Below are 20,385 nucleotides of genomic sequence, written 5' to 3' on the forward strand. Positions count from 1 at the left end.
TGCTATTTGCATTTCCGCGCGGTTATGGTGCCGCCAATAGCCACGCGATCCGGAGGATTCCATGAAAGCGATTCGGAAAATGCGGCCACTGCTGATCGTCGGTGGCGTGGTCGCCCTGACCGCCGCGGGCAGCGGCGTCAGTTTCGCGTCGACACGCAGTTCGGCGTGCAATGTGCCGGCGCGTTATCCGACCATTCTGTCGGCGGTCGACGACACCGGCTGCAAAACCGTTCAGGTGGCACCCGGCGCGTACACCGAAAGCGTGACCGTCTCCCGCAGCCTGACCCTGCAGGGAGCCCAGGCCGGTCAGGACGCCCGTTCCCGCCGGGCCGGGCGCGAGTCGGTCGTCAACGGCTTCACGGTCAAGGCCGACAACGTGACCGTCGACGGATTCACGGTGAACGGCCCGGCCGATCAGGGCTCGGCGGGACTCGTCATGCAGGGTGCGAACAGCGGCGAGACGATCCAGAACAACATCTTCAACAATCCGGGGCGGGCGGCGTCGTTCACGACCAGCCGCACGGTCTTCCGGCGCAATGCGGTGAAGAATACGGCCACGGCGGGCGACGGATTCCAGGGGAACAGCACGGCGGTGCACGACGTCACCATCGCCGACAACAATTTCAGCGGCGCCGACCCGAGCAAATACAATGCCGACGTCACCTTCATCGAAGGCGACAAGAACCTGACCGTCAGCGGAAACCGGAGCACGGGCGACGGCACGCTTGTCGCGCTGTTCAAGACCACCGGCGCCAAAATCACCGGCAACACGGTGACCGGCAGCAAAAGCTCGTCGGCGATCTACATCGGCGGCACCGACCACGCGGTGACCGTCAGCGACAACACGATCAGCGACGCCGGCACGGCCGTGAAGGTCGCAAACGACTTCGGCGGCACCCCCAACTCAGCGGTCACCATCACCCGCAACACGCTGCGCAGAAACCAGTACGGCGTGAACGTCGCCAAGGGCGGAACCTCCGACCCGGTCCGGGCCAACCGCAACACCATCACCGGCAACGCCCTGTACGGCGTCTTCAACGACCCGGCCGCCGGCGCCGACACCGACGCCACCTGCAACTGGTGGGGCGACGTCCGGGGCCCCGGCCACGGCGACAAGGTGAGCGCGAACGTCACCTACAAGCCGTGGCTGAAGCTCTCCAGCCTGTTCCTCGGCTGCCACTGACGCGCCACAACCTACGTCGCCAACCGCATCCGCGGCCCACTCATCCCGGGCATCTCACCGCCTACTCCCGGCCTGACCCCAGGTCACCCGCCGCGCGGGGGCGGCAGCCGTGGTGAACACCCACCCGAAGGCGGCAACAAACAGCGGTTGTGGATATCGGCCAGCTTCCGGCCCAGCTCGACCAGGACAGGACGGCCCAGGTCACGAAGCCGGTCACCGTCGCGGCGGCGCCGATCAGGGTGACGTCGTCCACGGACGCGCCCGGCACCTACGACGTGCACTGGGCCGGCCGCGAGCAGGAGCGCCCCGGCGAGGCCGGCCGGGAAGTAGAGGCGCTGATCAGCAGCGCGGGCCGAAGCACGAGCGGGCGGTTCCGGTGCGGGCGTGTCACGCTGGGGTCATGTCTGACGCGAGCACCGCGCGGCCGCGCGGCGAGACCTTCCAGTACGCCGGTGCGACCGTTGAGCTGGTCGAACCGGCCACCGTCCTGGCCGCGGCCCGGGTCAACCCGGTCGAGTTGCTGCGCCGCGCGTCGTGGCCGGCGCCGGTCAACCGGGTCGACCTGACGGTGTCCAGCGAGGACCGGCCCGACGGGCCGGTGCACACGTTCACCGCGGCGATCAGCACGGCCGACGAGCCGATGAGCAAGGAACGTATCCGGTCCCTGGTGCTCGGCCACGACCCGGTCGGGCTGCTGCTGGCGAAGCGGATCGAGGCCGGCGACCCGATCGCCACCCGGTTCGTGGACGGGGTCGGGGCGGCTGCCGTCGCCGCGTACCGGAAATTGGGCCTGGACCGTCCGGAAAAGCCGGCGGCGAGCCGCGAACCCGGCACCCTCGCCGACGCCGTCGTCGGCCTTCAGGCCGGCGTGACCTACGACGAGAGCGGAACCGTCATGCGGCTGACCGCCGAGGTCGCCCGCGACGAGGTGACGCCCGCCCACCTGCAGGCCTTCGTCGGTCTGTTGCTGCAGGCGGTGGTCGAGCTCGCCGGGCCCAAGGCCCTCGAAGGACGACGGTACGCGGTGAGCCGCGACAACCTGCCCCGCACGCCCGCCACCACCCAGGACGTCACGCTCGACATGGTCGGCGGCCTGGCCGACATCGTCGGTGAGCTGCGCCAGGTCGCGGTGTCGTTCCGCCATCCCGAGGCGATGGCGAGATGGGGTGCCCGGCGCCCGCAGGGCATTCTGATGTACGGGCCGCCCGGCACCGGCAAAACCATGCTGTCGCGGGCCCTCGCCAACGAGATCGGCGCCGACTTCCGCGAGATCCGCACCCCGGAGATCCTCGACAAGTGGCTGGGCGGCTCCGAACGCAACATCAAGCAGATCTTCCGGGACGCCCGCAGCTACCGGCAGCCCACGCTGATCCTGTTCGACGAGTTCGACTCGATCATCAGCTACGCCGGGGCGGGCGGCGACGCGGCCAGCCAGGCGATCAACGCGGTGGCCGGCATCTTCAAGCAGGAGATGAACGACCTGATCGAGGCCAACCCGAACGTCATCATCGTCGCGACGACGAACTTCCCGCACCGGGTCGACGACTCGCTGATCCGGTCGGGGCGATTCGACGTCAAGATGAGCGTGCCGAAGCCCGACGAAGCCAGCCGGGCGGAGATCTTCCGCAAGATGATCCGCGGCCTGATCGCCGCCCACGAGTCGGCCGGCTTCCAGATGTTCGCCGACGACCTCGACCTGGCCGCGCTGGGCCAGGCCAGTCACGGCATGACCGGCGCCGACATCAAAGAGGTGCTGCGCCGGGTGCAGCTGTCCAAGGCGATGCAGGACGCCCGCACCGGCGGGTCGGTCGAGCCGATCTCGCAGGCCGAGCTGCTGGCCAGCATCCGCGACCTGTCCGGCCGCAGCACGTGAGACCCGGCCCGTCGAGTTGATCGTCCTGAGGCCCGGCGGCATGCTGGGCCAATGGCACCGGCAGTCAAGGCCCGGCGGGGTGAGGCGCGGCTACCGTCCGCCCTCGTGGTGGTCGCGGCGATCGCGCTCTACGCGCTCCTGCCCGAGCAGTTGATCGTCGGTCCGCGCCTGGTCATCCCAGTGCTCGAGGCCGTGCTGCTCGTGGCACTCATCGTCGTGAACCCGCGCCGGATGACCCGGGACAGCCCTTGGGAGCGCGCCGCCGCGCTGACCCTGGTCGCGCTGATCGCCGTGGCCAACGCGGTCGCGCTGGTGCTGCTGCTGCGCCAGCTGGTCACCACCGACGACTCCCGCGCGGTCGAGCTGCTCATCGCGGCCGGACAGGTGTGGCTGACCAACGTGATCGTCTACGGGCTGGCGTTCTGGGAACTCGACCGGGGCGGCCCGGTGGCCCGCACGCACCTGCCCCGGCCCCAGCTGGCGAAGGCCGACTTCCGGTTTCCGCAGGATGAGGACCACGACACGGTCGACGAGGTGCAGGCCGGGTCGAGCAAGGTCAGCGACTGGGTCCCCGCCGTCGTCGACTATCTCTACGTGTCGCTGAGCAACTCCTCGGCGTTCAGCCCGACCGACACGATGCCACTCTCGACCCGGGCGAAGATCCTGATGGGCCTCGAGTCGACGTCGGCCCTGGTCATCTCGGTCCTGGTGATCGCCAAAGGCGTCGGGAGCCTCAGTTCGTAGCTTTTCTCTCGGCCAGCCCGTTCTCGTAGGCGAAGACGACGATCTGGACCCGGTCGCGCAGGCCGAGCTTGGTCAGCAGGCGTCCGACGTGGGCCTTGACCGTGGCCTCGGAGAGCGTGAGCGCGGCGGCGATCTCGGCGTTGGAGAGCCCGCGGGCGACCAGGTCGAGAGTTTCGCGTTCCCGGCCGGTGAGGCGCTCGACGAGCTCGTCGACCGGGCCACGCCCGTCGGCGGGGCCGGGCAGGTGAGGGATGAAGCGGTCGAGGAGTCGCCGCGTCACCACCGGCGCCACGACCGCCTGGCCCCCGGCGACCGCATGGATCGCGGTGATCAGCTCCGCCGGCGGCACGTCCTTGAGCAGGAAGCCGCTGGCACCCGCCCGCAACGCGGCATAGACGTATTCATCAAGGTCGAAAGTGGTCAACACCAGCACCCGGGCGGTGCCCTGCCCGACGATCCGCTCCGTGGCGGCAATGCCGTCGAGCACCGGCATCCGCACATCCATCAGCACGACGTCGGGCCGCAGCGCCCGCGTCATCGCGACCGCGTGCGCGCCGTCCCCGGCCTCGCCGACGACGGTGATGTCCGGTTGCGCCTCCAGGATGAGCCGGAAGCCGAGCGACAGCAGCGGCTGGTCGTCCACCAGGAGCACCGACACCGGCCTCGTCGCCTCCCGCCCGTCGGCCGTCATCGCCGCGACCCGTTCGCGTCGGCCGGGCTCGGTGCGGCCGACGGAGGTCCGTCGAACCGGAGGACGGCGTGCACCCGCCAGCCGCTGCGACCGGCGAGCGGTTCGGCGGCGAACTCGCCGGCGTAGGCCGCGGTGCGCTCCGCCATCCCGATCAGGCCGTGCCGACCGGCGCCGCCGGCGGCCCCAGCGGCCTGTTCGGCGTGGGCGGCGGCCCCGGCGGCGTGTCTGGCGCTGGCGGTGGCCCCGGTGGCCTGTCTAGCGCTGGCGGCGGCCCCGGTGGCCTGTCTAGCCCCGGCGGCGTGTCTGGCGCTGGCGGTGGCCCCGGTGGCCTGTCTAGCCCCGTCGGCCTGTCCGGCGCTGGCGGTGGCCTCGGTGGCGTGTCTGGCGCTGGCGGTGGCCTCGGTGGCCTGTCTGGTGCTGGCGGCGGCCCCGATGGCCTGTCCGGCGCTGGCGGCGGCCCCGGCCACCTGTCCGGCGCCGGCGGTGGCACCCGCCACCTGTCCGGCTCCGTCGTCGACAATGTCCAGCTCGGCCCGGTCGGGCGCGAACCGCAGGCGAACCTCGGCGTGCGCCAACGGACCCGCGTGCTTGAGCGTGTTGGTGAGTGCCTCCTGCACAATGCGGTAGACGGCGAGCCCTGCGCCCGGCCCCCAGGCACCCGGGGCGCCCTGGTGCGTGACGGTGACCCGCAGCCCGGCGGCCCGCACCCGATCCACCAGGGCGTCGAGATCATCGAGGCCGGGCTGCGGCGCGTGATGTGGGACCGGCGCGGTGAGCGGCCGCGGACCGGCGGGCATGGGTGCGGGCGCTGGAGAGTCGGTGGGTGTGGGTGCGGGAGAGTCGGTGGGCGTTGGCGTTGGCGTTGGCGTTGGCGCGGGTGCCGGTGCCGGTGCGGGTGCCGGAGGGTCGGTAGGCGCGGTCTCGGGCGCGGTCTCGCTCGCCGGAGAGTCGGTGGACGCGGATGTGGGTGCCGGAGGGCCGGTGGGTGCGGTCTCGGGTGCCGGAGGGCCGGTGGGTGCGGTCTCGGGTGCCGGAGGGCCGGTGGACGCGGATGTGGGTGCCGGAGGGCCGGTGGGTGCGGTCTCGGGTGCCGGAGGGCCGGTGGGTGCGGTCTCGGGTGCCGGAAGGCTGGTGGGCGCGGTCTCGGATGCGGGAAAGTCGGTGGGCGCCGGTGGAAGTGCCGGAAGCGGGTCGGCGGGGGAGCGGAGCACGCCGACCAGGCGGCGCATCTCGGCCAAGGCCTCGCGACCGGTGGCTGCTGCCAGCGTCATGACGGTGGCGGCCCGGGACGGATCGCCGGGGACGGTCGCGGCGGCGCCTTCGGAGAGGGCGGTCATGACCGTCAGGTGGTGGGCCACGACGTCGTGCATCTCGCGGGCTATGCGGGCGCGTTCGTCGGCCACGGCCAGGCGGGCGCGCTGGTCGCGGTCGCGTTCGAGGCGTTCGGCGCGGTCTTCCAGGGCGGCCAGGTAGGCCTGGCGGGTGCGCTGGCTCATGCCGATCGCCAGGATGGACACGCTGATCGCCACCAGCGTGAAGAGTGCCGCCCAGCTTTTCGTGCCGTCGAGGTGGGCGGCGAAACCGGGCGGGATGACGAAGCAGATGGCGGGCACCGCCCAGACCGGTGACCGGTAGCGGGCCACGGCGTGCAGGGCCGTGAGTGGGACCAGCACACCGGCCGGGGACTGGGCGCCGGCAGCGAGCGAGAACCAGTAGAGCAGGACAACGGTCCAGAAGACGATGACCGGGGCGCGGCGGCGCCAGATCAGCGGGGCGGCGACCACCACGACCCACGCCCAGTCGAACGGCGAGGCCGGAGTGACAGTTGCGCCGGTGCGCCCGCTCAGGATCAGGGCGCACGCACCGGCTACCAGCGCGGCGATCAGCGAGTCGGCGACGCGCGGACGGCGCCGGGCGGCCGCCACCAGGTCGACGGAGCTCATCTGCCCATTGTCGCCGACCGGCGCCTCCACGATGGGGGGCCGCGTCATGGGTCACGGTGCCAGAGGGTCAGCGTGCCCGCGGCCAGGGCGGCCGCGACCCAGGCCAGCAGGACCAGGGCGGCCGGCGTGGGGGAGAGCATGCGGAAGGGGTTGTCGGCGGCGTACATGCCTTGGGCGGCGGCGACCGGGACGTAACGCACGACGTGCTCACCGAGCCGGTCCGGGAGGGCGGCCTGCAGCAGGGCGGGCAGGACGAGCATCGACAACACGTACACGGTGATGGCGGCGGCGGTGTGCCGCACCAGGGCGCCCAGGCCCAGGCCGAGCAGGGCCAGGCCGATCGGCGCGGCCGCGGCGCCGATCGTGGCGCGCACGACGCCCGACTCGGGGAGCGGAGCGCCGGCGAACAGGCGGTCGGCGAACAGGGCGCCGCAGCTCGCCACGGCCATCACCGGGAGCGCGACGAGCAACAGGACGACCGCCTTGGCGGCCAGCACCGGCGCCCGCCGGGGGACCGCGGCGAAGGTCGCGCGGATCAGGCCCGAGGAGTATTCGCCGGTGATCATCAGAATGCCGAAGACGCCCAGCAGCAGGGAGAAGAGGTCCACGCCGAGGAAGGCGTCGCCCAGGCGGGTGGCCCGGGCGTGATGGCCGGACGCGCCGGCGATGCCCACGGTCAGCACGATCACCGTGGCCAGGACGATCCAGGTCGAGCGGAGGGCCGCCAGTTTCGTCCACTCGGCGCGGACGACGCGGGGGAAGGTGATCATCGGGTCAGCTCCATGTAGGCCTCTTCGAGTGATGCCCGGCGCGGGGTGAGTTCGTGCAGGACGAGCCCGGACGAGGCGGCCGCGGCGCCGATCGCCGGTGCGCTCAGGCCGTCGACCTCCAGGCAGCCGGGGCCGGGCGAGCTCACCGTGGCACCCAGGCCGGCCAGCAGGTCGCGCAAGGATGCCGCGTCGGGTGAGTGGACCACGACCCGGCCGACCTCGACCTGGTCGATCAGGTCGCGCACGCTCGTGTCGGCCAGGAGGCGGCCCTGGTTGATGATCAGGAGGTGGTCGGCGGTCACTGCCATCTCGCTCATCAGGTGGCTGGAGACCAGCACCGTGCGGCCCTCGGCGGCGAGGTCGCGCAGCAGCGTGCGGATCCAGAGCACGCCGTCGGGGTCGAGGCCGTTGACCGGCTCGTCGAGTATCAGCACCGCGGGATCGCCGAGCAGCGCCGCCGCGATGCCCAGCCGCTGGCTCATGCCGAGCGAGAAACCGCCCGCCCGGCGCCCGGCCACGCCGGCCAGCCCGGCCTGGGCCAGCACCTCGCCGACGCGCCCGGCGGGCAGTCCGTGCGTGCGGGCCAGGGCCAGCAGGTGGGTGTGTGCGCTCCGGCCACGATGGACCGCCCGGGCGTCGAGCAGCGCCCCGGCCTGGCGCAGCGGGTCGCGGTGGGCCCGGTAGGGGCGTCCGTTGACCGTCGCGACGCCCGCGCCCGGCCGGTCAAGCCCGATGATCATGCGGAGCGTGGTCGACTTGCCGGCGCCGTTCGGGCCGAGGAAGCCGGTGACCCGGCCCGGCCGCACGACGAACGAGAGCCGGTCGACCGCACGCGTGACCCCGTAGCGTTTCTCCAGTTCGCGGACCTCAATCATGGTGTCGACGCTAGGGATCCGGCGCCGCGCGAGGCTAGAGCCGGAAGTCGCTATCGGCCGCGCCGGGCTTAGACCAAAGTCGTAGCCACCGGGATACGGGAGTCGACGATCGCCTTCAGCATCGGCAGATTCTTGCTGATCACGCCCGTGACGCCGATCCGGCGGGCGCGCGCCAGCGCCTCCTCGGTGTCCACCGGCCAGGCGAGAACCCGGTCGGTGGCCCGGCGAAGCTCGGCGACCACGGCCGGCGTGAGAAGGCTCAAGCGGATGGACACGCCGTACACCCGCTGCCGCCGCAGGCGGCCCCGCAAGCGGGCCAGCTGAAGCGGATCGCCCGCCGAGAGCACCCGCCCGGCCCCCGGGTCGCCGGCGAACGCATCGAGCATCTGCCACTGCTTGGTGCAGACCGCGAACGGTACCCCCGGCGCGTGGGCCCGCAACGCGGCCGCGACCGTCGGCGCGACCGCCGGCGACGGGCCCTTGAGGTCGAACATCAGGCGCGGATCGCCGGACGCCACCGCCAGCACCTCGTGCAGCTGCGGCACGACCAGCGACCGCCGCCGGGTGACCTCGGTCCACTGCTCCCAGTAGTAGTGCGGTCCGACGGCCTTGCGATGCCGCACCTCGAGGGCGCCGCGGTAGAGGTGCACGTCGGCCTCGACGAGGTCGACTCCGGCCGCCAGCGCGGCCCGCAGATCGGCGAGGTTGTTGCCGGCCCGGTGCGCGACGGCAAGCAGGGGGCGGTCGTCCATAGCCGGAAAGCTAGACGTCGATGAAAGCCGCCATGTCGATCGCAGGCGACCGGCGGTTGATCGCCGGGCGAACGGCGATCGCTGTCCGGCCGCGTGCGCTAGGCGGGAGCCGCGCGCTCGACGATTTCCTTCGTGGCGGCCGACGACGGCAGGGTGCCGAGGGCGTGCCCCCAGTCGCCGTCCAGGCGGCTCGCGCAGAAGGCGTCCGCCACCTCCGGGGCAGCGTGCCGCACCAGCAGCGACCCCTGCAGCACCAGCGCCATCCGTTCGACTTCGCGCCGCGCCTCGCTCTCGCCGGCCCGGCCCAGCCGGGCTTTCAGCCCGGCTGTCGCGGCATCCAGCCGGCGGTCGCTCCCGGCGGCCAGTTCCACCTCTTCGATGTACGCGGTGAGGCTGTCCGGATCCTTCGTGATCGTTCGCAGCACGTCGAGGACCTGGACGTTGCCCGAGCCCTCCCAGATCGAGTTGAGGGGCGAATCCCGGAACAGCCGCGGCAGGCCCGACTCCTCGACGTAACCGTTGCCGCCCAGGCACTCCAGCGCCTCGCCGACCACGGCCGGCTGCCGCTTGCACACCCAGTATTTCCCGATCGCCACGGCCAGCCGCTGGAACGCCCGCTCGCCCCGGTCGGCCGCGCCGGCCAGCCTCATGCTCAGCGTCACCGCCGCCTCGGACTCGATCGCCAGGTCGGCGAGCACGTTGGTCATCGCCGGCTGCTCGGCCAGGATCCGGCCGAACGCGCTGCGGTGCCGCGTGTGGTGGATCGCCTGGCTGAGCGCGGCCCGCATCCCCGACGCCGACCCGGTCACGCAGTCGAGCCGGGTCATCGCGACCATCTCGATGATGGTGCGCACGCCGCGGCCCTCGTCGCCGACCAGCCACGCCACCGTGTCGTCGAACTCGGGCTCGCTGCTGGCGTTGCTGCGGTTGCCCAGCTTGTCCTTGAGGCGCTGAATGCGGAAGGTGTTGCGTTCGCCGCCGGGCAGCACGCGGGGCACCAGGAAGCACGACAGGCCGTTGGCCGTCTGCGCGAGCACCAGGAACAGGTCGCACATCGGCGCGCTGGTGAACCACTTGTGGCCCCGCAGCAGCCAGGTGCCGTCTTCTTGCGCGGTGGCGGTCGTGGTGTTGGCCCGCACGTCGGAGCCGCCCTGTTTCTCGGTCATGCCCATGCCGGCGAGCAGGCCGCGCTTGGCCGTCGGGGTGCGCAGCCCGGGATCGTATTCGCGGCTGGTCAGCAGCGGTTCGTAGGTCGCGGCCAGATCGGGGGCGTTGCGCAGCGCCGGCACGACCGCGTAGGTCATCGTGATCGGGCACGAGTGGCCGGCCTCGACCTGCGACCAGACGTAGAGGCCCGCGGCCCGCGCGACGTGCGCGCCGGGGCGATCGTCGGCCCAGGCCGCGCCCGCGAGCCCGGCACCGACCGCGACCCCCATGAGATGGTGCCAGGCCGGGTGGAACTCGACCTCGTCGATCCGGTGCCCGTAGCGGTCGTGGGTGACGAGCCGGGGCTCGTAGCGGTTGGCTTCGTCGGCCCAGCGCTGCGGCTCGGCCGTGCCCGCCAGCTTCCCCAGCCCGTGCAGGTCGCCGACCGCCCAGGGCGCCCCCTCGCGGGCCACCCCGGCGAGCAGGGCGGCGTCGGCCCCCACGTCGTAGTCGACCAACGGCGGCGGCTGGTTGAACACCTCGTGCGTCGCACTCACGCCCCGAATCTACTCCCGGTAACCGAGCCGGAAAGTCGCTGGACCGGCCCGGTACGTTGCCAGAGTGGACTACTCGACCGTCGGTACGCTCACCGACCAGTTGCGGGCGCTGGGGGTGCGGCGGGACGGCGTGCTGCTGGTGCACTCGTCGTACAAAAGCCTGGGTGAGGTGATCGGCGGCCCGCAGGCCGTCGTCGAGGCCCTGCTCGCGGCCGCCGGCACGGTCGTCGTTCCGACACACACGCCGGAAAACTCCGACCCCGCCACCTGGGCCCACCCGCCGGCCCCGCCGGCCTGGTGGGACCCGATCCGGCAGGAGGCGGCGGGCTTCGACGCCGCCCGCACCCCGGCGAGCCGCTGGATGGGCCGGCTCGCCGAGCTGGTCCGCACCTGGCCGGGGGCCCGGCGCAGCGACCATCCGCAGGTGTCGTTCGCCGCGATCGGTCCGCGGGCGACGGCGGTCGTCGACGAGCAGAGCCTGACCGGCAATCTGGGCGAGGAGTCGCCGCTCGGGGCGATCTACCGGATGGACGGCCAGGTGCTGCTGCTCGGCGTGGGTCAAGCCGTCAACACCTCGCTGCACCTGGGCGAGACCCGGCAGCCGTCGCCGCCGATGCACACGGCCGGGGCTTCGCTGCGGGGCCGCGGCTGGACGACGTGGACCGAGGTCGACGTCGACGCGAGCGACTTCGAGGCGCTCGGCCACGACTTCGAACAGACGGGTGCGGTCACGCTCGGCCCGGTCGGCGCGGCGACCGCCCGACTGATGTCGCAGCGCGCGGCGGCCGACTTCGCCACCTCCTGGATCCCGGCCAACCGGGGATGAACGCGTGGGAGGAGGTCGCGGACCGCGCGCGCCGCGGCCACCTCGCCGGGGTGGAAAAGCTGTTCCTCGACGCGACCGAGGAGGAGCCGGTTCTGGTCTGATGGGCCGATGGAGGATCTCCCGGCTCGGCTGGCCCGCACCCGCCGGTTCACCGCCGGCACGCCCACCGGCCTGAGCTGGGCCGGCGGCAACCTGCGTTTCCTGCGGGACGGCGACCTGTTCGAGGTCGACGGTGCGACCGGTGCGGAGCGGCTGCTCGCCGGCGGTGTCGAGGCGTACCACGGGCCGGCCTTCGTGCGCCGCGGCGAGCTGTGGACGTTCGCCGGCGGCCGGCGGGCCGCCGGGCCGGTGACTCGCCTGCGGTCCGATGCGGCTGGGCGCCGGATTGCGTACGCCGTGAGCACCGTGCTCCGCGTGCTCGACCATGATGTCGATCCGGGTCCGGCCGGGCGCGACTTCGTCTGGTCGCCCGACGGCACGCGGCTGCTGGTCACCCTGGTCGACGATTCCGGGGTGCCGCGGCGGCACGGCGTCCCCTATGCGGTGGCCGGCGAACCCGGTCCTCGCATCACGCTTGCCGTGGTCGGGCTCGACGGTTCGCGGCGGGAGTTCCCGGTCGGCGCATATCTGGTGCGGGCGGGCTGGGACCGGCACGGGCCGTACGCCGTGGTGCTGAGCCGTGACCAGCGCACCCTCCGGCTTCTGAGCCTCGACCCGGAGGGCGTGGTGCACGAGCAGCGCGGCGAGCCGTGGGTGACCGTCGTCCCGGGTCTGCCCGCCCGCCTCGACGACGGAACGCCGGTCGCGCACGAGGACCGCGGCGACACCCGCCACCTGACCGTCGGGGGAGAGGTGGTCACGCCGCCCGGCCTGCACCTGCGGGAGGTGCTGTCGGCGGGCGACGGCGTGGTCTTCACCGCCTCAACCGAGCCGGACGCCACCGGGCTCTGGTCCGATCGGGGTGGGCTGCGCTGCCTCGCCGGCGTGCCGGGTGCCGTGCAGGACGGCCACTTCGTCCACTTCGGCACCCCGGGGCACGTCACCGTGGTGCGGGCGGCGGAACGGCCGGTGGCGGTGCGGTCCTGGAGTGAGCGGGGCGAGCTCCGCGCGTACCGGATCGGTCTGAAGCGTGCCTCGCTGATGCTGCCGCCCGGGCACCGGGCCGGCGTCGCCCTTCCGGTCCTGCTGGATCCGTACGGCGGTCCCACCCGGCAGCGGGTCGCCGGTGTGCCCGACTGGCGTGACCTGGTGTCGGAATGGTTTACGGAGCACGGCTTCGCGGTGCTGGTGGCCGACGGCGCCGGCACCCCGGGCGGCGGCCCGCGCGACGAGCGCCGCATCTACGGCGATCTCTACACCGAGCCGATCAATGATCAGATCCGGTCGTTGACCGAGGCGGCCCGGGTCTGTCCGGACCTGGATCTGACCCGGGTCGGCATCCGCGGCTGGTCGTTCGGGGGTTCGCTGGCGCTGGCCGCCGTGCTCCGCCGCCCGGATGTCTTCCACGCGGCGGTCTGCGGCGCCGCGGTCACCGACCAGCGGCTCTACCACGCCGAGTCCCGGGAGCGCTATCTGGGCGATCCGGGTGAGCATCCCGAGCATTACGACGCGGGTGACCTGGCCGCCGACGCGGCCCGGCTGACCCGGCCGCTGCTGCTGATGCACGGGCTCGCCGACACCAACGTGCTGCCCGGGCACACGACGCGCCTGGTCGCCGCGCTGCGGGCGGCGGGCCGCGACCACGAGGTGCTCTTTCTGCCGGGCGTCGGCCACTCGGCGATCGGTTCCCCGGCCACCGAGCGGATCCTGTCGGCGCAGCTGGCCTTCCTCCGCAAGCACCTGTCGCCCGGGGCGGGTGGCGTCCGTAGGGTGGCCCGGTGACGATTCGACGAGGCGCCGCCAACCGGCGTCCCCGCCCGGGCCCACCGCGACCGCCGAAGATGCCCGCCGAGCTCCGGCCGGCGAGCGACCTGCAGCGCGAGCTCGAACCCGAGCAGACGGTCGAGGCCGCCGCCTACGACGACGCCGACCTGGCCGGTGCGCCGGCCGAGGGAGTCGCCTTCGACCGCTGCGGCTTCCGGCGGACCGGTTTCGCCGGCGCGCACCTGGCGGGCGTCCGCTTCGTCGACTGCGTGCTGGAGAGCTCCGACCTGTCGAACCTGCGGGCCGAGAACGCGCGGCTCGAACGGGTGCGGCTGTCGGGCTGCCGGGCGACCGGCCTGGCCGCCAACGGCGCGCTGCTCTCGGACGTCGCCTTCGCCGGCTGCAAGGCCGACCTGACGAACTGGCGGTTCGCCCGGTTCGACGTCGTCACGTTCGAGGACTGCAATCTGGCCGGCGCCGACTTCACCGAGGCCGACCTGCGGGGCGCGAGCTTCACCGGGTGCGATCTGTCGGGGGCGCAGTTCCACCGGGCCACGATGGCCGGTGCGCGTTTCCGGCGCTGCGAGTTGGCGGGGATCGGCGGCATCACCAGCTGGGAGGGCGCCGTGGTGCATCCCGACGACCTTCTCGAGCTGTCGTACGTCCTGGCCGGCGCGCTCGGCATCGTGGTGGACGCGGGCGGCCGGTAGCGGTGGAGGTGGTCGAGCGGTTCGTCCTCGGCAAGCGGGCCGACCCGGCGCTGTGCGAGGACGCGATCGTCGTCACCGCCGGCCATGCGGCGGTCGTCGACGGGGCCACCGACGTCAGCGGCCGCCGTTACGACGGCGTGACCGGCGGCCGGTGGGCGATGGCGGCCTGCGTCGAGGCGGTCCGCGCGCTGCCGGCCGGCGTCGACGCCTACGCCGCTGTCGAGGCCCTGACCCGCGCGCTGGCCGGGCGGGACGAGCCTGCGAACGAGCGCCCGAGCGCCTCCGTCACGATCTATTCGGCCGCGCGGCGGGAGGTGTGGCAGGTCGGCGACGTCGGGTTCCGGTACGCCGGGATGTCCGGCCGGTCGCCGCGCAAGCTGGTCGACGAGGTGGCGGCGGCGTTCCGGGCGGCGGTCATCGCAGCCGAGGCCGCGGCTGGAACGCCGGTCGTCGGCGACCCCGGGCGCGCCGCGGCGCGGGCGCTGATCGGTCGGCAGGGCTTCCTGCGGAACACCCTCGGACCGTACGGCTATGCGGCCGTCGACGGCCGCCCGGTGCCGCGCTCGCTGGTGGTGGTCCGCGAGGTGCCGGACGGCGAACTGGTGATCGCCAGCGACGGCTACCCGGTGATCGAACCGACCCTGGCCGCGAGCGAGGCGACGCTGGCCCGGCTGCTCGAAGCGGACCCGGCGTGCGTGCGCGAACTGAGGGGAACCAAGGGGCTGCGGGACGGGCAGGTCAGCTTCGACGACCGGGCCTATCTAAGATTGCGCCCGTGACGGAACGGGTCTTCGCCGCCGGGGAGGCGGCCTGGCAGAGCCATCTGGGCACCCTGCGGCAGGTCGTCCGGCAGGAGCTGGTGACCCGGCAGCTGGCCGAGCACGTCGGGCCTGCGCCCCGGCGGGTCCTCGATGCCGGGTGCGGGCAGGGCACGCAGGCGTTGCGCCTGGCGGCGGCCGGGCACGACGTCACCGCGGTCGACTCGTCGCCGTCGCTGCTTCGGACGCTGCGCGATCAGGCGGGGTCGCTCCGCCTGCGCGTGGTCGAGGCGGACCTTCTCGACATGCCGGTCGAGGGAGTGTTCGACGTGGTGCTCTGCCACGGCGTACTCATGTATTACGCCGACCCGGCGCCGGTCCTCGATGCGCTCGCCGCGCGGGTGGCCCCCGGCGGCCTGCTGTCGTTGCTGGTCCGCAACGCCGACGGACTGGCGTTGCGGCCCGGCCTGCGCGGCGAGTGGCCGACGGCGTTGCAGGCGTTGTCGGGCACGGCCTACCGCAACCGGCTCGGCCTCGACACCCGGGCCGACCGCCGGGCCGAGCTGACCACGTCGCTGAGCGACCGCGGCCTCACCGTCGCCGACTGGTACGGCGTGCGAATCTTCACCGACACGGCGCCCGACGACGCCCCGCTCCCGCCCGCCGACGAGCTGGCCGTCCTGCTGGACGCGGAGGCCGCGGCCGGGCACACCGACCCGTACCGTTCGGTGGCCGCCCTCGCCCACCTCCTGGCCCGCCGCTGACCCGTTCGCATCGCCGGCTCGGTTAGGCGGAGGCGCGGGTGAGTTCGGGCGGGCCGACCACGGTGGTGCCGCCGGCCGTCGGGAGTTCGCAGGGTCATGCGGTCGGCCCGGAAGGTGCGCCGGTCGTGGCGGTCGAGGTCGAAGGCGACGAGGTACCAGCGCCGATCCCAGGTGACGACGTGGTGTGGTTCGGCCGGCATGACCTGCCGGATGGTGTTCAGGGCCCGTGCGGCCGGTTCGGCGAGCCCGGCGCGCAGCCCGCTCCGCCGGCACCGGCCGGCGGAGCCAAAACACCGACAAGATGTAGGTGAATGGCTGTCGAATCGAGGGTATAGCACCGAGGGTGAAACGCGACCAGACGATCCAGGTTCGGGTGGCCGTCGCGGCGGCCGGAGCCGTGGCGCTCCTGGTGCCCGCGGCGCTGATCGGGGTGCTGATCGTCGGGAACGTCGGATGGCTGCACCGTTTCGATCTGCACGTGACCGCTGCCGGGCACGACCTGGCGCTGCGGCACCCGGCCTGGGTGCGGTTCATGGAGATCTGGAGCCTGGTCTTCGACCCCAACTCGTGGCGGGTCGCCGCGCTGCTGGTCGTGATCTGGCTGGCCCGGCGCCGCGCGTGGCCGCTCGCCGTGTGGGTCGCGGTCACGATGGCGGCCGGCGGTCTGCTCGGGGTGGTTCTCAAGCTTCTCGTCGGGCGGCACCGGCCCGACCTGCTCGATCCGGTGGCGCGGGCGTCCGGCTACTCGTTCCCCTCCGGGCACGCGCTCAACAGTGCGCTCGGCGCCAGCGTGCTCCTGCTGGTGCTGCTGCCCGTCTTTCACCGGCGGCGGGCGTTGCTGTGGGCCGCCGCGATCATCGTCCCGCTGATCACCGGTCTCAGCCGGATCGGCCTGGGCGTCCACTGGACCAGTGACGTCGTGGCGGGCTGGCTGCTCGGGGTCGCCGTGACCGCGGCGACTGCCACGGCGTACCTGAAGTGGCGGAGCAGGCGCGCCCGGCGCGACCCGCACCCGATCTTGGAAGGATTGGAGCCCGGCGTAGGCGGGTAGAGCCTGCGCCATGTTCGCGGCCTACGCACTGCAGACGTTGAAGCGCATCATTGTCCCGACCGTGGTCCTGCTCCTGGCGATGATCGGACTCGGGCTGCTGATCACGAAGGTGCTGGAGCACGACTGGCCGTTCAGCGTCGAGGACGGTATCAACCGCGGCTTCGCCGCCCACCGCACCGATCCGGCCAACTTCATCACCATGATCGGCAGCTTCATCGGCAGTACCCCGTGCATCATCGCGGTCACCGCGATCGTCGCGCTGATCCTGCTGAAAACCCTGCACAGCTGGCGGGAACCGCTGTTCCTCTGCGCCGCGGTCAGCGCACAGGCGCTCGTCTTCCTGTTCACCACGCTCGCCATCGACCGCCGGCGCCCGGCCGTACACCACCTCGACAACTCACCGCCGACGTCGAGCTTCCCGTCCGGTCACACGTCGGCCGCGACCGCGCTCTACTGTGGACTCGCCCTGGTGCTGGCCATGCAGGTGCGCCGCACCTGGGCGAAGGCCCTGTGCTGGCTGCTCGTCGTGTTCCCGCTCTACGTGGCGACCTCCCGCCTCTACCGCGGCATGCACCACCCGAGCGACGTCACCTCCTCGTTCCTCAACGCGGCGGCCTGCATCACGATCATGGCGTTCGCGATCCTCGACCGCCGCGTCGCCTGGCGGCGATCGAAGATCGCCGCTTAGGGTCTGTCCTGCCGGTCACGGGGGAGCGAGGCGAGGTCCGGGTGGTGGCTGAGGCCGGGCGCGGTCGCCGTCAGGCGCCGGCTGGACCGCGCCGCAGCCTCTCGTGACCGGCCGGACAGACCCTAGGCTTTGGCCAGCTCTTCGAGCGTTGCCCGCGCGCCGTTGCGGTGCAGGGAGTCCAAGACCTTCCGGTACGCCGTGACGAAGCGCTCGTTGTCGACGAGGTCCCCGAACAGTTCGCGGTTCTCGACGAACGCCAGCGGTTCGGACCGTTGCCGCCGGGCGATCGGGACCAGGGTGTCCCTCAGCTGGTCGACGACGTCGATCGGCTCGCCCTGCTCGTCGACCCCCTCGGCGTAGCGGGCCCAGGACGCCACCACTGCGGTGGCCCGGAGGATCTCGCCGCCGGTGTCGAGGTTGTGGCGGATCACCGGTAGCAGCCACTTCGGGATCCGGTCCGAGCTTTCCGCGCACAACCGGGCGACCGTGTCGCGCACCTGGGCGTTGGAGAACCGCTCGATCAGCTGCAGCTGGTACTGGGCCAGGTCGACGCCGGGCACCTCCGCAAGCGTCGGGGTCGCCTCCCGCCGCATGTAGGTCAGCAGGAAGTCGGCGAACAGCGGGTCCTGCGCGGCGTCGTGCACCAGCCGGTAGCCGGCCAGCCAGGCGAAGTAGCAGAGCCCCTGGTGGGAGGCGTTGAGCAGGCGCAGCTTCATCAGCTCGTACGGCTCGACGTCGGGCACCACCTGCACGCCGGCGTCCTCGTACGGCGGGCGGCCCAGCCCGAAGCTGTCCTCGAGGGCCCACTGGGTGAAGGGTTCGCACACCACCGGCCAGCCGTCGGAGATCCCGAAGGTCTCCTCGACTGCCGCCCGGTCGTCGTCGGTCGTCACCGGTGTGATCCGGTCGACCATGCTGTTGGGAAACCGAACCTCCTCGGCCATCCAGGTGGCCAGCGCCGGGTCGCGCAGCCGGGCGAACGCCACGAAGCTGCGCCGGGCGGCGTCCCCGTTGCCCTGAATGTTGTCGCAACTCATGATCGTGAACGGCGGTACGTCGCGTTCCCGCCGCCGCTGCAGAGCCGCCGTGATCAACCCGAACGTGGTTTTCGGCCGGTTCCCCGGCTGCAGGTCGTGCTGGACGTCCGGATTGTCGGCCATGAACTCGCCGGTGACCGCGTTGAAGTTGTACCCACCCTCGGTCACGGTCAGCGAGACGATCCTGGTGTCGGGGGAGGCCATCTTCTCGACCACGGCATCCGGGTCGTCCGGCGCGTACAGATATTCCCTGATCGACCCGATCACCCGCGCCTCGAGCGTCCCGTCCGGCGCCTTGACCACCAGCGTGTAGAGCCCGTCCTGCGCGGTCAGCACGTCCCGCATGCGCTGGTCGGCGGGCATCACCCCGACCCCGCAGATCGCCCAGTCGAGGGCTTTGCCGTCACTCATCAGCCGGTCCAGGTACATCGCCTGGTGGGCCCGGTGGAAACCGCCCACCCCGAAGTGCACGATGCCGGTGCGCAGCGCGCCCCGGTCGTAGTTCGGCGTGGCCAGCCCGTCGGGCAGTGACGACAGGTTCTCGGCATTGAGCGACAGCATGTCGGAATCCTCCCTGCGGTGGATCGCGGATCGCTCTCAGCATCGCACCGAACCCGCGGGGCCACCGGTGCCCGACTCCGACAAACTTTTTACCGCCCCGGGCCCCTCCGGCGAGGAGGCGCGAGCGAACCGGCCGCCCGCAGACACCGATCTTGGCGTTCGTCTGGGATGGTCGGTGGGGAGGTGCGATGTGGGATTCTTCCGGCGCCGGCCGAAGGTCGGCACTACCAGGCATGTCGATGAGTTCGGCGAGATGTCGCTGACCGTCGACCGCAGCGGCAATGCCAAAATTACCCTGTCGCCGAAGCTCGCGGTCGGGGCGCTGCTCGGCACCACCATCGAGCAGCGCGGGCCCGACCACCCGGAGACGTTGGAGCTTGCCCACCGATATGCGCAGATTCTGGTCGGTGACCCGAAGGATCGGCAGCAGGGCATCGAGCTGTTCGAATGGCTGGCCGACGCGGTGCGGGACGACCCGAAGCGGCGGCGGCGGGTCCTCGACGAGCTGGGCCGGGCGCGGCGGGCACGCCGGTCGCCGTGACCGGAGAACGCGCACGTGTTGGATGGGCTGACCCCCGACGCCTGGTCACGGCATCAGCCGGGAGAGTGCGGCCGCCAGGGTTGCGGCGATCTTGCGGTGGCCGGCCGCGTTGGGGTGGTCGCCGTCGGCGGCCAGCAGCGACGTGTCGTTCCGGGTGCCCGAGGAGCCCTTGAACGGGGTGAAGATGTCGACGTAGGTGGCGCCGTTCTGCTCGGCGGTGGCCTCGATCTGGTCGTTCTCGGCCCGGGTGAGGGCGACGCTGTTGCGCACGTAGCCGGCGCCGCGGGTGGCGGCCACGTCACCGTCCAGGAAGACGTTCCAGTAGCCGGTCACCAGGACCGTGGCGTCCGGGTCGAGCAGCCCCTCGACCCGGTCGAACACCTCGTCGAGCTGTGACTTCTGCTGCTTCAGGGTGGACTGGAAGCAGTACAGGCCGGCGCACGACGACGAACCGACCGAGCCGGTGTCGAAGTCGTTCGCGCCGATCGTGATGATCACCAGGTCGGCGGCGGCGATCTTCTTCTTCACCGAGCCGTCCTTGAGCTGGTCGAGGAGGCCGGGCGTGGTCAGGCCGCCCTGGGCGAGATTCGACACGTCGGCGGTCGTCCCCTGCCGGTTGGCCGCCTGCCTGCCGACCAGATCGACGTAGGTGGTGCAGCCGCAGGCGTTGCCCGCCGGCACCGAGTCGCCCAGTCCGACCACCCGGTAGGGGGCCGCCTTCTTCGCCGATGCCGATGCCGAGGCCGAAGACGAACCCGGTTTCGAAGGAGTCGTGGAGTCGGCCACCGGCGAGGGCGAGGCGGCCGACGGCGAGGCGGCCGACGGCGAGGCGGCCGACGGCGAGGCGGCCGACGGTGCGGCGGCCGATGGCGAGGCGGCCGGCCCGACCAGCGCGCTGGCCCGGTCCGGCCCGACGACCAGCAGCAGCGTCGCGGCGATCAGGAGCCCGGCGGTCGTGTACCCCACGGTCTGGGCAGCATGAGCAGGCATGCGGCCCAAGTTCCCCAGCTTTGCTATGGATATGCCCGGTGTCCGCTGTAATCCGGCTGTGC

At 72.4% G+C, this 20,385-nt stretch carries 19 protein-coding genes and 1 pseudogene; 11 read left to right on the forward strand and 9 right to left on the reverse strand.

Features of this window, described 5'->3' with window-relative positions; translation table 11 throughout:
• Positions 1-61: 61 nt before the first annotated feature.
• The 3 genes from ACIA5C_RS41855 to ACIA5C_RS41865 all read left to right on the forward strand — a co-directional run bounded on the left by ACIA5C_RS41855 (position 62) and on the right by ACIA5C_RS41865 (position 3,800).
• Positions 62-1,183 carry a nitrous oxide reductase family maturation protein NosD gene (locus tag ACIA5C_RS41855; RefSeq protein ID WP_396065532.1) on the forward strand — a complete coding sequence of 374 codons (1,122 nt, stop codon included), beginning with the start codon at positions 62-64 and terminating at the stop codon, positions 1,181-1,183.
• Positions 1,184-1,583: 400 nt separating this feature from the next.
• Positions 1,584-3,056, forward strand: a complete 1,473-nt coding sequence (locus ACIA5C_RS41860; RefSeq protein ID WP_396065534.1) for an ATP-binding protein — start codon at positions 1,584-1,586, stop codon at positions 3,054-3,056.
• Positions 3,057-3,107: 51 nt separating this feature from the next.
• Complete coding sequence (locus tag ACIA5C_RS41865; RefSeq protein ID WP_396065536.1) at positions 3,108-3,800, forward strand: hypothetical protein; 693 nt, start codon at positions 3,108-3,110, stop codon at positions 3,798-3,800.
• Here the strand turns inward: ACIA5C_RS41865 and ACIA5C_RS41870 are convergent.
• The 6 genes from ACIA5C_RS41870 to ACIA5C_RS41895 form a co-directional block, all read right to left on the reverse strand.
• A complete protein-coding gene (locus tag ACIA5C_RS41870) occupies positions 3,790-4,491 on the reverse strand; it encodes a response regulator (protein ID WP_396065538.1) in 702 nt (233 codons plus the stop codon). The two genes, ACIA5C_RS41865 and ACIA5C_RS41870, sit on opposite strands and share 11 nt — an antisense overlap.
• On the reverse strand, positions 4,488-6,434 hold the full coding sequence (locus ACIA5C_RS41875; RefSeq protein ID WP_396065540.1) for a histidine kinase: 1,947 nt from the start codon (positions 6,432-6,434) through the stop codon (positions 4,488-4,490). Before ACIA5C_RS41875 ends, ACIA5C_RS41870 begins: the two co-directional genes overlap by 4 nt.
• 44 nt (positions 6,435-6,478) lie before the next feature.
• Positions 6,479-7,204, reverse strand: coding sequence for an ABC transporter permease (locus ACIA5C_RS41880; RefSeq protein WP_396065542.1), 726 nt, complete (start codon positions 7,202-7,204; stop codon positions 6,479-6,481).
• Positions 7,201-8,079 carry an ATP-binding cassette domain-containing protein gene (locus tag ACIA5C_RS41885; protein WP_396065543.1) on the reverse strand — a complete coding sequence of 293 codons (879 nt, stop codon included), beginning with the start codon at positions 8,077-8,079 and terminating at the stop codon, positions 7,201-7,203. The genes ACIA5C_RS41880 and ACIA5C_RS41885 overlap by 4 nt, the downstream gene beginning before the upstream one ends.
• A gap of 68 nt (positions 8,080-8,147) precedes the next feature.
• Entirely contained in the window at positions 8,148-8,831 is a 684-nt protein-coding gene (locus ACIA5C_RS41890; RefSeq protein WP_396065545.1) for a glycerophosphodiester phosphodiesterase, read from the reverse strand.
• Between the two features lie 98 nt (positions 8,832-8,929).
• Positions 8,930-10,534, reverse strand: a complete 1,605-nt coding sequence (locus ACIA5C_RS41895; protein ID WP_396065547.1) for an acyl-CoA dehydrogenase family protein — start codon at positions 10,532-10,534, stop codon at positions 8,930-8,932.
• Between the two features lie 64 nt (positions 10,535-10,598).
• On the opposite strand from ACIA5C_RS41895, the gene ACIA5C_RS41900 reads away from it, so the two are divergent.
• The 5 genes from ACIA5C_RS41900 to ACIA5C_RS41920 all read left to right on the forward strand — a co-directional run bounded on the left by ACIA5C_RS41900 (position 10,599) and on the right by ACIA5C_RS41920 (position 15,455).
• Positions 10,599-11,360 (forward strand): aminoglycoside N(3)-acetyltransferase, encoded by a 762-nt coding sequence (locus ACIA5C_RS41900; protein WP_396065549.1) that lies wholly within the window; start codon positions 10,599-10,601, stop codon positions 11,358-11,360.
• Between the two features lie 108 nt (positions 11,361-11,468).
• Positions 11,469-13,241 (forward strand): prolyl oligopeptidase family serine peptidase, encoded by a 1,773-nt coding sequence (locus ACIA5C_RS41905; RefSeq protein WP_396065551.1) that lies wholly within the window; start codon positions 11,469-11,471, stop codon positions 13,239-13,241.
• Positions 13,238-13,933 (forward strand): pentapeptide repeat-containing protein, encoded by a 696-nt coding sequence (locus ACIA5C_RS41910; protein WP_396065553.1) that lies wholly within the window; start codon positions 13,238-13,240, stop codon positions 13,931-13,933. Before ACIA5C_RS41905 ends, ACIA5C_RS41910 begins: the two co-directional genes overlap by 4 nt.
• Positions 13,934-13,935: 2 nt before the next feature.
• Positions 13,936-14,712, forward strand: a complete 777-nt coding sequence (locus ACIA5C_RS41915) for a hypothetical protein (RefSeq protein WP_396065555.1) — start codon at positions 13,936-13,938, stop codon at positions 14,710-14,712.
• Entirely contained in the window at positions 14,709-15,455 is a 747-nt protein-coding gene (locus ACIA5C_RS41920; protein WP_396065557.1) for a class I SAM-dependent methyltransferase, read from the forward strand. The genes ACIA5C_RS41915 and ACIA5C_RS41920 overlap by 4 nt, the downstream gene beginning before the upstream one ends.
• Before the next feature lie 62 nt (positions 15,456-15,517).
• Here ACIA5C_RS41920 and ACIA5C_RS41925 read toward each other — a convergent pair.
• Positions 15,518-15,655: pseudogene (locus ACIA5C_RS41925) on the reverse strand (WYL domain-containing protein); the annotation flags it as partial.
• Between the two features lie 143 nt (positions 15,656-15,798).
• On the opposite strand from ACIA5C_RS41925, the gene ACIA5C_RS41930 reads away from it, so the two are divergent.
• Positions 15,799-16,506, forward strand: coding sequence for a phosphatase PAP2 family protein (locus ACIA5C_RS41930; RefSeq protein ID WP_396065559.1), 708 nt, complete (start codon positions 15,799-15,801; stop codon positions 16,504-16,506).
• Positions 16,507-16,516: 10 nt separating this feature from the next.
• Positions 16,517-17,194 carry a phosphatase PAP2 family protein gene (locus ACIA5C_RS41935; RefSeq protein WP_396065561.1) on the forward strand — a complete coding sequence of 226 codons (678 nt, stop codon included), beginning with the start codon at positions 16,517-16,519 and terminating at the stop codon, positions 17,192-17,194.
• A 122-nt stretch (positions 17,195-17,316) separates the two neighbouring features.
• Here ACIA5C_RS41935 and ACIA5C_RS41940 read toward each other — a convergent pair whose 3' ends face one another.
• Entirely contained in the window at positions 17,317-18,792 is a 1,476-nt protein-coding gene (locus ACIA5C_RS41940) for a mannitol dehydrogenase family protein (protein ID WP_396065563.1), read from the reverse strand.
• On the opposite strand from ACIA5C_RS41940, the gene ACIA5C_RS41945 reads away from it, so the two are divergent.
• Complete coding sequence (locus ACIA5C_RS41945) at positions 18,779-19,333, forward strand: hypothetical protein (RefSeq protein ID WP_396065565.1); 555 nt, start codon at positions 18,779-18,781, stop codon at positions 19,331-19,333. The genes ACIA5C_RS41940 and ACIA5C_RS41945 overlap by 14 nt on opposite strands.
• Positions 19,334-19,378: 45 nt before the next feature.
• Here the strand turns inward: ACIA5C_RS41945 and ACIA5C_RS41950 are convergent, their stop codons facing one another.
• Positions 19,379-20,323 carry an SGNH/GDSL hydrolase family protein gene (locus ACIA5C_RS41950; protein WP_396065567.1) on the reverse strand — a complete coding sequence of 315 codons (945 nt, stop codon included), beginning with the start codon at positions 20,321-20,323 and terminating at the stop codon, positions 19,379-19,381.
• Between the last annotated feature and the right edge of the window lie 62 nt (positions 20,324-20,385).

The organism is Actinoplanes sp. NPDC051343, from assembly GCF_044455125.1.
In the GTDB taxonomy this organism is placed as follows: Bacteria; Actinomycetota; Actinomycetes; order Mycobacteriales; family Micromonosporaceae; genus Actinoplanes.